13 protein-coding genes and 3 pseudogenes are annotated in these 12179 nt (G+C 69.6%); 10 read left to right on the forward strand and 6 right to left on the reverse strand.

The window, feature by feature from the left end; all coding sequences use genetic code 11:
* The first annotated feature begins 458 nt into the window (after positions 1-458).
* Entirely contained in the window at positions 459-866 is a 408-nt protein-coding gene (locus tag ABD901_RS55740; RefSeq protein WP_345143927.1) for an Hsp20/alpha crystallin family protein, read from the forward strand.
* Between the two features lie 120 nt (positions 867-986).
* On the opposite strand, the gene ABD901_RS55745 is transcribed toward ABD901_RS55740, so the two are convergent.
* The gene (locus ABD901_RS55745; RefSeq protein WP_345143929.1) at positions 987-1238 is read right to left on the reverse strand and encodes a WS/DGAT domain-containing protein; all 252 of its coding nucleotides are present in this window, start codon (positions 1236-1238) and stop codon (positions 987-989) included.
* Positions 1226-2188: pseudogene (locus ABD901_RS55750) on the reverse strand (wax ester/triacylglycerol synthase domain-containing protein). Before ABD901_RS55750 ends, ABD901_RS55745 begins: the two are co-directional and overlap by 13 nt.
* Before the next feature lie 88 nt (positions 2189-2276).
* On the opposite strand from ABD901_RS55750, the gene ABD901_RS55755 reads away from it, so the two are divergent.
* The 3 genes from ABD901_RS55755 (at position 2277) to ABD901_RS55765 (ending at position 4596) form a co-directional block, all read left to right on the forward strand.
* Entirely contained in the window at positions 2277-2747 is a 471-nt protein-coding gene (locus tag ABD901_RS55755) for a hypothetical protein (protein WP_425556857.1), read from the forward strand.
* Between the two features lie 102 nt (positions 2748-2849).
* A complete protein-coding gene (locus ABD901_RS55760; protein ID WP_345143930.1) occupies positions 2850-3878 on the forward strand; it encodes a hypothetical protein in 1029 nt (342 codons plus the stop codon).
* A 121-nt stretch (positions 3879-3999) separates the two neighbouring features.
* A complete protein-coding gene (locus ABD901_RS55765; RefSeq protein WP_345143931.1) occupies positions 4000-4596 on the forward strand; it encodes an RCC1 domain-containing protein in 597 nt (198 codons plus the stop codon).
* 186 nt (positions 4597-4782) lie between these two features.
* Here ABD901_RS55765 and ABD901_RS55770 read toward each other — a convergent pair whose 3' ends face one another.
* Positions 4783-5562 (reverse strand): TetR/AcrR family transcriptional regulator, encoded by a 780-nt coding sequence (locus ABD901_RS55770; RefSeq protein ID WP_345143933.1) that lies wholly within the window; start codon positions 5560-5562, stop codon positions 4783-4785.
* A gap of 84 nt (positions 5563-5646) precedes the next feature.
* Here ABD901_RS55770 and ABD901_RS55775 point away from each other — a divergent pair, with 84 nt between their 5' ends.
* The 4 genes from ABD901_RS55775 to ABD901_RS55790 all read left to right on the forward strand — a co-directional run bounded on the left by ABD901_RS55775 (position 5647) and on the right by ABD901_RS55790 (position 8880).
* Positions 5647-7164 (forward strand): MDR family MFS transporter, encoded by a 1518-nt coding sequence (locus ABD901_RS55775; protein ID WP_345143935.1) that lies wholly within the window; start codon positions 5647-5649, stop codon positions 7162-7164.
* Complete coding sequence (locus ABD901_RS55780) at positions 7157-7744, forward strand: NADPH-dependent FMN reductase (RefSeq protein WP_345143937.1); 588 nt, start codon at positions 7157-7159, stop codon at positions 7742-7744. The genes ABD901_RS55775 and ABD901_RS55780 overlap by 8 nt, the downstream gene beginning before the upstream one ends.
* A 27-nt stretch (positions 7745-7771) precedes the next feature.
* The gene (locus ABD901_RS55785; protein ID WP_345143939.1) at positions 7772-8521 is read left to right on the forward strand and encodes an SDR family oxidoreductase; all 750 of its coding nucleotides are present in this window, start codon (positions 7772-7774) and stop codon (positions 8519-8521) included.
* 107 nt (positions 8522-8628) lie between these two features.
* Positions 8629-8880, forward strand: coding sequence for a hypothetical protein (locus tag ABD901_RS55790; RefSeq protein WP_345143942.1), 252 nt, complete (start codon positions 8629-8631; stop codon positions 8878-8880).
* Positions 8881-8985: 105 nt separating this feature from the next.
* Here the strand turns inward: ABD901_RS55790 and ABD901_RS55795 are convergent.
* Positions 8986-9159: pseudogene (locus ABD901_RS55795) on the reverse strand (alcohol dehydrogenase catalytic domain-containing protein); the annotation flags it as partial.
* A 102-nt stretch (positions 9160-9261) separates the two neighbouring features.
* Between ABD901_RS55795 and ABD901_RS55800 the strand changes: the two are divergent.
* Positions 9262-10044: a class I SAM-dependent methyltransferase gene (locus ABD901_RS55800; protein WP_345143953.1), complete on the forward strand. Its 783-nt coding sequence runs from the start codon at positions 9262-9264 to the stop codon at positions 10042-10044.
* A 134-nt stretch (positions 10045-10178) separates the two neighbouring features.
* Here the strand turns inward: ABD901_RS55800 and ABD901_RS55805 are convergent, their stop codons facing one another.
* Together ABD901_RS55805 and ABD901_RS59465 are read right to left on the reverse strand one after the other, a co-directional pair.
* Positions 10179-10373, reverse strand: a complete 195-nt coding sequence (locus tag ABD901_RS55805) for a hypothetical protein (RefSeq protein WP_345143945.1) — start codon at positions 10371-10373, stop codon at positions 10179-10181.
* A 342-nt stretch (positions 10374-10715) separates the two neighbouring features.
* Positions 10716-11207 (reverse strand): annotated as a pseudogene (locus ABD901_RS59465) (tyrosine-type recombinase/integrase); the annotation flags it as partial.
* Between ABD901_RS59465 and ABD901_RS55815 the strand changes: the two are divergent.
* Positions 11122-11841, forward strand: coding sequence for a transposase (locus ABD901_RS55815; RefSeq protein WP_345143950.1), 720 nt, complete (start codon positions 11122-11124; stop codon positions 11839-11841). The pseudogene ABD901_RS59465 and the gene ABD901_RS55815 sit on opposite strands and share 86 nt — an antisense overlap.
* Positions 11842-12179 lie beyond the last annotated feature (338 nt).

Here is a 12179-nt window from a genome sequence, read left to right on the forward strand (position 1 = left end):
CGGCAAGGGCGTCGCTTCCCCGGACCCTGCGCTTCATGCGTCGGCCGGCGGATTCCCCGCGCCCAACCGGCCCGAAAACCCGGGACCTTCGGCCTTGCCGACGCACCCGGCGCGCAGCATGAACGTGGGGAACCGTCCGGCACGGCGCAACGGTGTCCGCTCCGTCGTCGCGCCCGCAGCGGCGTAGGCGTGTCGGCGAACCATGCGGCGCCGGCGTGCGTTTCGACGGGCGGGTCACGCGTCGATCGTCTGCCTGGCCGGCTCCGCGCCACAGTGCCCGACGACCCGGCGGGCACGACGAAGGTCCCGGCCGGGCGGTCGAAGCCGGCCACGATCTAACCGTGGCCCGGGAGCGGCACACGAGCCGAAGGTCCCGGCGCCGCGGGCCCGCCGCCCTTCACCACCCCGCCACGGCGGGCGTCGGATAGGGGTGAAGCCATATTGAAAGGAGTCGTGCCATGAGTACGGCAACCCGGCTGTTCCCGCTCGACCTCGCCCAGCTGCCGTCGATGCTGTTCGGCGCGCCGGCGTTCCGCGTCGAGGAGTACACCGACGGCAACACCTACGTGATCCGCGCCGAGGTGCCGGGCGTGGACCCGGCCAAGGACATCAAGGTGTCCGAGTTCGGCGACCGGCTGCAGATCCGCGTCGAACGGACCGAGGAGCGCGTCGACAAGGCCCGCTCCGAGTTCCACTACGGATCGTTCGCTCGCACCGTCCACCTCCCGCTCACCACCGACGAGGAGAGCATCACCGTCGCCTACACCGACGGCATCCTGGAAATCCGCGTGCCGCTCGCCGGCAAGGTGGCCCCCGGCCGCGAGATCCCGGTGCAGACCACCCGCGCCACCGCGAAGTCGAAGTGATCCGGCTCGCGGCCACCACCTCACAGGGAAGGAGGTGAATCCCGATGAGACTGACCTGGCGCGACACCGTGGGCGCCGGTCCCCCGATCGGGGACCGGCGGCCCTTCCGCCGCAACCCGATCACCGGCGGGGCGGAACCGTATCCGAGCCGGGTACGACGGTCGCGAACGGTTCGGCCGACGGGGCTGCGGCCGTGGGCGGCGCCGCCAGCGCGGCCCACTCGCGCTGCGTGCCGGACAGGACGACCGGCAGGTCTGGGAAGTGGTCACGGTCGGCGATCGCGGTGACGACGAGCCGGCCCGCGTACGAGAGGGCCAGGAAGGTGATCGTCAGGTTGCCGGCTACGGCGCCGATCGGGATCAGGTCGAGCACCGGCGCGCCGAGGATCCGGATCGGTGCCGGCGGGCCCGGCAGGTTGCTCGCTCGTCCGGGCGGCGCAGCGAGACGGCCACCGCGACCCGCAGTTCGAGGCCGTCGACCGGTTCTCCCCGGGACTGCAGCACGTCGCGCAGGCCGCCGGCGATCACGGTCAGGAGCGCGTCGTTGACCTTGCCGCCGGCCGCGTGGGCGACCGCCTTGGCCTCAGCGAGGTCGAGCCGGAACACCGCCAGCCGCCGGGTGGTGCCGATCGGCGCGTTCAGCGACGTCCGCGGCGCGGCCCGGGTCTGCTGCAGCGTCTGCCAGGCCCCGCGCAGCGTTCGTCCCGGCTTCGAGCGCCTGTGGGCGTTGCGGCCCCGCCACCGCAGCCGTTCGCGCACCAGGTTCCTCCAGCGTGGTGGCGGCGCCGGGATCCAGGGTGGCGCCTCGGCCGCGGGCGGCGGCGGGTCGAGCAGCGTGCCGATGAGGCGCATCGCTGCCATGCCGTCGCCGATCGCGTGGTGCAGCTTGACCACCACCGCCAACCGGCCGTCGGGCAGGCCCGTCACGACCCAGAGGTGCCACAGCGGCCGAGAACGGTCCAGCAGCGTCCGCATGAGCCGCTCGGCGAGGCGCAGCAGCTCCTCCTCACCGCCAGGCGGGTCGACGGCCGCCTACGCGACGTGATGCTCGATCCGCAACGCTGGGTCGTCCACCCACAGCGGTCGCCCGGCCAGCGGCCCGGGCCGGTACACCACCTTCCGCAGTTTCGGCGCGGCCCGCAGGCCGTCATGGATGCGCTCCTGGATCTCGGCCAGCTTCAGCCGGCCGGTCGGCTCCAGGAAGGACCGGCCTTCCAGCACCGCGACCACCCCGACGTGCATCGGGGTGTCGGGTGCCTCGACCGCCAGGTTGGTCAGATCGAACGCACTGAGCCGTTCCATCGAACGCGGGACTCCGGCCATACCCCCAACCGTGAACTCCTTGGGCCGCCCGCGTCAGGGTCCAAGGTCCCGGGCGTTCGGCCCGCACGGCGAGTGACGTTCGACCCGGGTGCCTGCGATCCGGCGGGACCAATGTGGACGGTGTGGGGCGGTCGCGCTCCGCGACGCGCTGGGAGGAAGCCATGAGGTACCGCATCGCCATCAACGGTTTCGGCCGGATCGGCCGGGGCTGCCCGATCTCGCCGGCCGGCTCGGCGGGGTCGCACTGCGAGTGCCGGTCGAGAACGGCTCCATGACCGACTTCACCGTCCGGCTGTCTCAGCCGGCCACCGCCGAGCAGATCAACGCCGCGTTCGCCGCGTCCGCCGCCGGTCCCCTCGCCGGGATTCTGCGGTACAGCGAGGCGCCGCTCGTGTCCCGCGACATCATCGGCGACCCGGCCTCCTGCGTGTTCGACGCCGGCCTCACCGCCGCCGACGGCCACCTGGTGAAGGTCTTCGGCTGGTACGACAACGAATGGGGCTACACCAACCGGCTCGCCGACCTCGCCCTGCTCTTCGCCGAGCGGAGGACTTCATGAACGCCACCGTGGACCCGCGGCGCATGGTCGTCGGCTACGACGGGTCCGCAGTAGCCGGGACGATTTTGCCAACTGTCAGGGAGATCATGTTGAATCTTCGCCGTGAAGCGGATCATGACCTGGATGCTCCCGGCCGTTGCGGCACTCGGAGTCGTGTCCGGCTGTAGCAGCACCGGCACGTCGGCCAGCGGCGCGTCGACGGTGGGCGGCAGTCAACCAGCCGCTGCCGTCGAGGGTGGGACGATGCTGGCCGGCGGGGTCGACGGGAGCGACGCGCCCAGCGACGGCGCGGGCGTCGGCGGCGGGACGCCACGGTTGCCGAGCCCGGCCGGCGGTGATGGGGCCTCGTCGCCATTCGCCGCTGGCGCCGCAGAAGTGGTCCGCACCGCGGTGCCCGTGGCCGACTACCACACACTCTTCACGCAGGCGGTGACGGCCAAGTACCGGCCCGTCTGGCTCGACGGCTTCGACGTCGGCGCTGCGGCGTACTTCAACGTCGTGTTCCACCCGGACACCGGCTCGACCACATGGTTCGAGTACACGGAGATGAGCGCCGGCGGATACCAGAACCGCTTCGACACACTGAAGGGGCAGGGCTTCCAGCTCACCTTCGTCGAGAGCTACCTCAATAACGGCCAGGTGCGCTACGCCGCGATATGGGAGAAGTCGGCGAGCGCCGTCTCAGCGGCGTTCCACGGGTACTCCGCCGCGGCCTACCAGTCCATGTTGGACAGTCAGACCGCTGCCGGCTACGTGCCCGCCCAGGTCTCGGTCGTCAGCGTCGGCGGCGCGCTGTCCTACAGTGGCCTACTGGTCAAGCGCAGCCTGGGTGCGTCGTGGCGCTTGAAGAGCACGCTGACCGACAGCGAGTACCAGACCCTCTTCAACGAGACGACCAAGGCCGGTCTCGGCCTCGCCTACGTCAACGCGTACACGGTCAACGGCTCCCCTCGCTTCGTGGCGCTGTTCGCGGGTTCGGCCAGCGCGCCGTCGACGGCCCGCCACGGGCTCACCATCACGGCGTTCACGAGCCAGACCGCCACCCTGGCGAAAGACGGCTACGCGACGCAGGCGGTATCCGGGTACGCAGTCAACGGTTCGACGCTGCTCATCGCGTACTGGTCGAAGTAGCCGACATCACGCACCGGCGCGCGAGGTGCCGTGATGTCGCGGTACACATGGAAAGTGCGATCGCGGCGGTGCTGGCCGACGGCACCGTCACCGCCTGGGGGCGGTGAAGTGCGATGGCACGTTGTCGGGCGCGACGCAGTTCGCGACGCCGGTGGCTGGGCTCACCGACATCCGGCAGATCGCGGTCGCCGGCGGGGTGGCCTTGTTCCGGCGCGCGGACGGCGCGGTGTTTTCGTGCGGCGGTGAGGGGCGTGCACTCGGCCGGTCGTACGGCCCGGTGAACTCGCCGACCTCGGCGTACGTGCCGGTGCAGGTCACCGATCTCGGCCCGGGCAGCGGCGTGGTGGACATCTCGGTCGGTTCGTCGGCGGTGAGCGCACTGACCGGGGACGGCCGGGTGTATCTGTGGGGCGATAACACGCAGTACCAGCTCACCCCGCTCGGCGTGCCGGGTGGCCTCGCGGTGCCGACCGAGTTGGTCCGGCCGGCCGGTGAACCGAAGATCGTCGATGTCGAGAACGACAACTCGCCGGTCACGTACGCGGTGCGGGCAGACGGGTCGATGCTGGTCTGGGGGTGCAACCAGTTCGGCATGGCCGGGATCGGCACGACCGCCATGCTGGTGAACCCGACCGTGGTCAGCGTGCCGGGTCGCGCCATCATCAGCGTCGCCGCGGCGAACTGGGACGTCCTGGCGGTCACCGCACCGGTGGCGTGACCGGCGCGCGCCCGCGCAACATGCCGCCCCGCCCGGGCCCAGCGGCCCGGGCGGGGCGGCCGTGTATTCCTTTCCCGGTTCATCATCGGCAGCTCCACTGCGCGGCGGTTAGGCGCCCGGCTGGAGGCCTCGGCCATGAGCTCGAGTGCACCGACGATGACCATTCGCAGCTTCATGGAATGAAGATCAGCACATACCCGGTGTGATGGGGCCGGCGTCGGGCGCCTGGCGGGTGGGCTGGTTGGGCAGGGCGGCGGCGATGGCGTTGAGGACGTGATCGAGACCGTACTGGAAGCGCGCATCGGGCGGCTGGTGCGACAGCCTGCCCTCGCGGATGCTGCGGCTGAACATCGGGTACTTGCCGGACGCGACCACCTGGTTGACGTACGGTCCGACGTACTCGGTCATCCACTGGCTGCGGTCCATGCCGGTGTGCCGCGCGTGCTCGAGCCAGCCGATCTCGTCGCGGACGGCGCTGTCGACGTAGTTGGCCACCATGCTGTTCAGCGTCGTCATCGCGTCGATGTGCAGACCGAACCCGTCGAGGGCGCTGAGGGCGAAGTCGTAGACGCGCAGGGAGTTGGGGCCGAGGGTGGGGCGCCGGGCGAGGGTCACCTGCCAGGGGTGGCGTAACCCGGCGGCGCGGGTCTGGTGCGCCACCAGGGACAGGTCGGCGCGCCAGTCACCGCTGGGCCGGTCGGGCAGTTCGATCTCGCCGGCGACGGCGTCGACCATGAGGTCGATGAGGTCGTCGCGTTTGGGCACGTACCGGTACAGCGACATCGCGCCGGTGCCCAACTCCTGGCCGATGCGGCGCATCGTCGCGGCGTCGAGGCCGTCTGCATCGGCGATACGGATGGCGGTCGCGGTGATCTGCGCCCGGCTGTAGCCGGGGCGCCGGCCGGGTCCGGCTCGCTGCACCTGTTCCGGACGCAGCCAGATGCTGACGTTGCTGGTGTCCGACACGTCACACCACCCTCTCTTGCGTACATCGTACTCGAATGGCTAGCGTCCCTTTCGAGTACGACGTACGCGATTGGAGTGAGGGCCATGAGCCGAAGCCTGTACGTAGGTGTGATCGGGGTGATCCTCGGCATGATCACGGCCCCGCTCGACGGGATGATGCTCGGGCCCGCGTTGCCGGTCATCGTCGGTGACCTGGGTGGAGCGCAGGACTTCTCCTGGGTAATGACCGCCTACCTGGTCCCGATGGCCGCGGCGACGCCGATCTGGGGCAAGCTCGGCGACCTGCTCGGGCGCAAGCCGGCCTACCTTTCGGCGATCGGGCTGTTCCTGCTCGGCTCGGCGCTGGCCGGGATGTCCCAGGAAATGTGGCATCTCATAGCCTTCCGGGTGGTTCAGGGCCTGGGCGGCGGCGGCCTCATGGTCGGCGCCCTGGCGCTCATCGCCGAGCTCGTGCCGCCTCGGCAGAGCGCTCGACTGATGGGTCTGTTCGGCGTGATCATGCCGGTCGCCCTGATCGCCGGCCCCCTGCTCGGCGGGGTGTTCACCGAGCAGCTGAGTTGGCGGTGGGCCTTCTACATCAACCTGCCGATCGGCACCCTCGCCGCGCTGCTCGTCGCGGCCATGATCCGGCTGGAACCACGGCGGATCAACGCACGCATCGACGCCGCGGGGGCGCTGCTGCTGACCGTCGTGCTCGTGGCGCTGAGTCTGCTGGCGAGCTGGGCCGGCACCCGGTACACCTGGGCCTCGGCGCCGACCCTGGGGTTGGCCGCGACCGCCGTGGTGGCTTTGGCGGTCTTCCTGCGGGTGGAGCGGCGCGCCGCCGAGCCGATCGTGCCGCTGCGGCTGTTCGCCGACCGCAGCTTCACCCTGGCCCAGATCCTGCGTCTGACGGCCGGCGCCGCGATGATGGTCTTCGCTGCCTTCCTGCCGCTGTATATGCAGCTGGCGAAGGGCGCCACGCCGACCGCGAGCGGTCTGCTGATCCTGCCCGCGATGCTCGGCATGGTCGCGGCCTCGGTCGGCAGCGGCCAGCTCATCTCCCGCACCGGCCGGTACCGCCGCCTGGCGATCGTCGGCGGTGCGGCGTTGTCGGTCGGCATGCTGGCGCTGCTCGCTCTCGAGCCGGACACCAACCTGGCCCTCGCCTCGGCGCTCAGCCTGCCCGGCGGGGCCGGGGTGGGCCTGATCATGCAAAGCACCACGATCATCACGATCAACAGTGCGCCGCCCCGCGACATGGGTGCGGCCAGCGGCTCGGTCACACTCTGGCACACCATGGGCGCCTCGCTGGGCTCCGCGGTGCTCGGCGCCGTGTACACCAGCCGGATGAGCGCCACCCTCGATGACCGCCTCGGCGTCGAGCAGGCCGGCCGCATCCTCTCCGGCGGCGAGCTGACCGCCGACGCCGTCCAGCGGCTGCCCGGCGTGGCGCAGGACGCGATCCGCGCCGGCGTCGCCGACGGCGTGCATGGCATGGCCGCCGCCGGCGCGACCCTCGGCGCCGTCGCGTTCGCGCTGGCCTGGTTCATCCGCGAAACCGCTCTGCGTGACCGCGCCACCCCCGAGTCCACCCCCACCCTCGAGGAGCACCATGTCTGAGCAGCGGCTGCAACTGGCCGTCATCATCGGCAGCGTCCGCGACGGACGGTTCGGCCCGACCGTCGCCAACTGGTTCGTCGGCGAGGCCCAGGGCCGCGACGACGTCAACGTCGATCTGGTCGACCTGGCCGACGTGCCGATCGGCTCGGCCGCCCCGACGATGTCGCCCCCGGACCACGTGCTGCAGGCGCTCGATGGCCTGACCCCGCGCCTGGACGCCGCCGACGCCTTCGTCGTGGTCACCCCGGAGTACAACCACAGCTACCCCGGTGCGCTGAAGAACGTCATCGACTGGCACAACGCCCAGTTCCACGCCAAGCCGGTGGCATTCGTGTCCTACGGCGGAGTCTCCGGCGGCCTGCGGGCCGTGGAGCACCTCCGCCTCGTCTTCGCGGAGCTGCACGCCGTCACCACCCGGGACACAGTCAGCTTCCACGGCGCCTGGGAGCAGTTCGACGGCGACGGCCGCCCCAAGGACCCGCACGGCCCCGCCACCGCCGCCAAAACCCTGCTCAACCAGGTCGCCTGGTGGGCGCGGGCACTCAAGGACGCCAAAACCACCATCCCGTACCAGGCCTGAGCGAACCGCACGAGAGGCATACCAGACATGACCGCACTTGCCGGCAAGACGGCCCTGGTGACCGGCGGCAGCCGGGGCATCGGCCGGGCGATCGCGATCCGGCTGGGCCGCGACGGCGCCCACGTCGCCGTGCACTACGGCAGCAACGAGGCAGCGGCCAAGCAGACCGTCGCGGCGATCGAAGCATCCGGCGGCCACGCGTTCACCGTCCACGCCGAGTTCGGCATGGACGGTGACGCCGAGGCGCTCTGGGCCGGGTTCGACGCACACGCCGACAGCCTCGACATCCTGGTCAACAACGCTGGAATCCTGGGCGACCAGGCCGAGATTCAGGACGTGAGCCGGGCCGCGTTCGACCACCTCGTCGCGGTCAACACGACCGCCCCGTTCTTCGTCACCCAGCACGCCCTGCGCCGGCTGCGCGACGGCGGTCGAATCATCAACATCTCCACGATGCTGACCCGCGGCTCGTCGATGTCACGGTCGATCGCCTACGCCATGTCCAAAAGCGCCATGGACGTGCTCACCGCGACGCTGGCCAAGCAGCTGGGGCCGCGGGCCATCACCGTCAACACCGTGGCACCCGGCGTCATCGACACCGACATGCACCAGGGACGACTCGTCGGGCAGGCGCTGGCCTGGCTGGTGTCGCTGTCGCCGATGGGCCGGATCGGCACCCCGCAGGACATCGCCGACACGGTGGCATTCCTCGCCTCGCACGACAGCCGCTGGATCACCGGCCAGTGGATCGACGTCACCGGCGGCACCCTGCTGTAGGCGACACACCGGCGTCACAGGGCCGACGCTGACGCGGTTGATGCGGAGCGATTCGACTTCGACAGTCGCCGACGCTCGCCGGGCCGGCGCCGCACCCGATCGGCGTCGTGGGCACGGACCGTTTCGACCTGCCGTCGCGGTTGAACAAGTCGTTCTACGACCATCCCTCTTTCGAGCTGAAGCAGCCGGCCAAGGCCCAACTCGTCGCCTGCGCCGACCTGGTCGAGGCCGGTCAGGACGTGCTTGCCTGCAAGTTCGACGACCCGAAGCCGGACTCCCTGCCGCTCAAGGAGGGGGTGTACCAGCCGACGCGCCGTACGAGGTTGCGACGCGCCGAAGTCGCCGAGCTTGTGGAGTGAGGCGATCCTGCCGGCTCAAGGCCGTTGTCCGGTCCGGCCTGACTCAGGATCACGCACTCCTGGCACCTACGGTTTCAGCACAATTTTGCCCCGCGCGTGGCGAGACTGGGCGTAGTCGATGGTTCCGAAAACCTCATCGCTTACCCGAACCGTGGTCACCCCGTCACCGACCTCATCCACCACGCCAGCGGCGTCGACTCCGGGCAGGTGCGGCAGGCGGAGCGGGATCCACTCCTGGAACCGGCACGTTATTGCGAATTTCCAGTAACGATCGGCGGGCGGGCGAGCGGCTCCACCCTGCCGTGCCTGGCATCGAGAATTGGGTGCCTGCCGTAGGAGCTGCGCTCGTACTCTCTGTTGGTGAGCGATAGCAATGACTACGTGAGGTTGCGAGAGACCTTCAACGAGGACGCTGCACGCTATGACCGTGCCCGCCCTCGATACCCAGTGCAGATGTTTGATGATCTCGCTGCGGCCGGGGTAGCGCCTGGGGCAAGGGTGCTGGAGATCGGCTGTGGCACCGGGCAGGCGACCGTGCCGCTGGCCGAGCGGGGCTACCGCATCGTGGCTGTCGAGTTGGGCACGGACATGGCGGCTGTGGCTCGGCGAAATCTTGCCGCGTTCGACGCGGTGGAGGTCGTTACGGCGGCGTTCGAGGAGTGGCCCCTGCCCGGTGAACCGTTCGACGTGGTGTTCTCCGCTACCGCGTTCCACTGGATCGACCCCGCGGTGCGGGTGTCGAAGTCTGCTGACGCTTTGCGTCCCGGTGGCCTGCTGGCCACCGTGGGAACCCACCACATCGCTGGCGGTACCTGGACCGAGGCATTCTTCGTTGAGATCCAGAAGTGCTACGAGCGCTTCGATCCGTCGACCCCACCGGGCCTGCGTCTTGAGACCGCTCGTGACATCGTCGAAGACGATCGGGAGCTCACCTCGTCGGGGCGATTCGGGCCTGCGAAGTTCTACCGATACGAGTGGGAGCTGCCGTACTCGACAGCTGACTACCTGGATCTGCTGTTGACCTACTCCGGACACCGTGCCTTGCCGGACGTGCAGCGGAGCGCACTGCTGAACTCCATCGCGCGGCTGATCGACGCGGACTACGGGGGGCAAATTGTCAAGCGCTACCTGACGGAGCTGAGGATCGCCCAACGAGTCCGGTGAATCGCTTCGCTCAGTGGCGGTTGGATTCAGCAGAGCGCTCGTGCCCCTGCTGGGGAGCTGGTTGAAGGGCAACCATGGCGCCCCGTGCGGGTCGGCTGCACGGGGCGTCCGAGATTCTGTGGGCAGCGCTCCCGTCACGGAGGGCCCTCCCGGAGGCTGGCGCGCAGGGCGGTGAGCGGAATGAAGGCCGTGCCGTTGCCGAGTTCGTTCGGTGTCGGGCCGGATGGAGTTGCGACGTCGGCGAGTCGGTTGGCAAGGGCGGTCAGGGCCTCTCGGTCGCCTTCGAGTGCGGCGCGTTCGTCGTCGGTGAGGTCGAGTTGCTCGAGCATTTGATCGATCCCGTCTTTGACGGCCAGGAGTTGGCCGGCGTTGGACTGTTTGGGCAGGTAGAAGGAGCACTTGGCGCAGGCGAGCCGGTGTGGGCACTTGGCGAAGAAGTCGTAGCTGCAGTAGCCGTCGCCAAGGTCGTAGTACTTCCAAGGCTGCTCGCCGCCGGCGGCCGTGCCGGTGAGGATGGACTCGCGGTCGATGAGGACCTGGATGGTGCGGACGTTGCGGGTGAAGCAGTCGGCCTTGCGGTAGGCGGCGCTCAGGGTGCGTTGCAGGATTTCGCCGTAGTAGCGGGTGCTGGCGGCGTGTTTGTGGCCGAGCCATTGCTGCAGGTCGGCGAGGGTGAGTGGTTCCCGGGCGTTGAGCAGTTGGGTGGCGATGGTGGCTCGGGCCCGGTGGCTGGTGAGTGCGCCGCGGGAGTCGGATTCGGGAATGTTGGCCTTGCTGCAGAGCGCCGGGATGATCCGGTCGTTGAGGTAGGCCTTGCCGATCAGCTGGCCGCGCCAGGTGAACAGGTGCTGTCGCGGTTGACGTGTCTTGCGGTCGGGCAGGTCAGGTTGGATGGGACGGACCAGCTTCCACGCATCGACGAGTTGCCCGACGACCGGGTCGACCGGTTTGGTGAAGGGGCCCGAGGTCTTGTTCGCCGGGACTCGTAGCAGGCAGCTGGTGAACTGTTCGCCGGTGTCCGGGTCGGTGCCGGTGTCCCAGATGATGCAGTCGAGTTCGAGGCGGTGGATCTCGTCGATGCGGCAGCCGGTGAACAGCCAGACGCCGACCAGGGCCCGCCGGCTGGGCCTGCCGCGGCTGGAAACGGCGGTGCGTCGGGAGATCGTGCGACGAGGTCGTCAGCGACCGTGCATGCGCATCGTCCGTATGCTGTTCGCGGCGCTGAGCGACCCGGCCGGTGTGTTCGAACACCGCCTGGGCGCTTTGGAACGCATCGCGCTGGTGCTCGACGACTGGTTCGACACGCACCGCCGGCTGGCCGATACCGAGACCCGGATGACGGCGGTCCTGAACGAACTCCACCTGACCGAGCTGGTCACCTCGATCACCGGCCTGTCCGCGATCGGCGCGGCCGCGATCCTCGCCGAGACCGGCGATCCGAACCGGTTCACGTCCGCGCGGGCGCTGGTCAAACACGCCAGCCTGGCACCCCGGGAGAAGCTCTCCGGCACCTACATCGGCCGCACGAAACTCACCGGGCAAGGCCGGCCCGGACTCCGGCTCGCCGCCTGGCGGGCGGTCTGGGGCGCGCAACGCGCCAACCCAGTCTACGCCGCCAGATTCACCCACCTGACCACCAGAGCACAGAACAAGCTCACCACCACCCAGGCGCAGGCAGTGATCGGCGCGGCGATCCTGCGGCAACTGCACGCCGTCGTCACCACCGGCCGAGCCTGGGACCCGATCATCGCCACGCAGGGCACCGAACGTCGCACGGTGATGCCAATCGCCGCCTGACAACAGCAACGCGGCCCGTCAAGCCGGGGTCGGGGCGAGCCCCACGCGGCATTGCGGAACCACGGTTACCTCAACGCACATCATGGGCAGCCCCGCCCGTCGTCTCACCAACCCGATTACACGCTGCCGGGACCAACCCCATTACCGCTATGCCGGAACAGACGACGGACGAGGCACCGACCAACGGCTTGACGCAAACCGTCTTACGCTGATGAGCGCGCAGTGAATCTTGGTTGTGTGTGTCAACGCTCTGAAGGCATGCTGCCCTTCGTGGACGATGTGATCGCGGTCAAGGTGACGCTTGCCGACGGTGGCGAGCGCTACTTCCTCACGTGGGG

The organism is Dactylosporangium darangshiense, from assembly GCF_039537565.1.
Taxonomy (GTDB): Bacteria; Actinomycetota; Actinomycetes; order Mycobacteriales; family Micromonosporaceae; genus Dactylosporangium; species Dactylosporangium darangshiense.

Coding starts and splice junctions, on each gene's coding strand:
- ABD901_RS55740 (WP_345143927.1), top strand. CDS start 459: ATGAGTACGGCAACCCGGCTGTTCCCGCTCGACCTCGCCCAGCTGCCG.
- ABD901_RS55775 (WP_345143935.1), top strand. CDS start 5,647: ATGAGCCGAAGCCTGTACGTAGGTGTGATCGGGGTGATCCTCGGCATG.
- ABD901_RS55780 (WP_345143937.1), top strand. CDS start 7,157: ATGTCTGAGCAGCGGCTGCAACTGGCCGTCATCATCGGCAGCGTCCGC.
- ABD901_RS55785 (WP_345143939.1), top strand. CDS start 7,772: ATGACCGCACTTGCCGGCAAGACGGCCCTGGTGACCGGCGGCAGCCGG.
- ABD901_RS55805 (WP_345143945.1), bottom strand. CDS start 10,373: ATGCTCGAGCAACTCGACCTCACCGACGACGAACGCGCCGCACTCGAA.
- ABD901_RS55815 (WP_345143950.1), top strand. CDS start 11,122: ATGCGGCAGCCGGTGAACAGCCAGACGCCGACCAGGGCCCGCCGGCTG.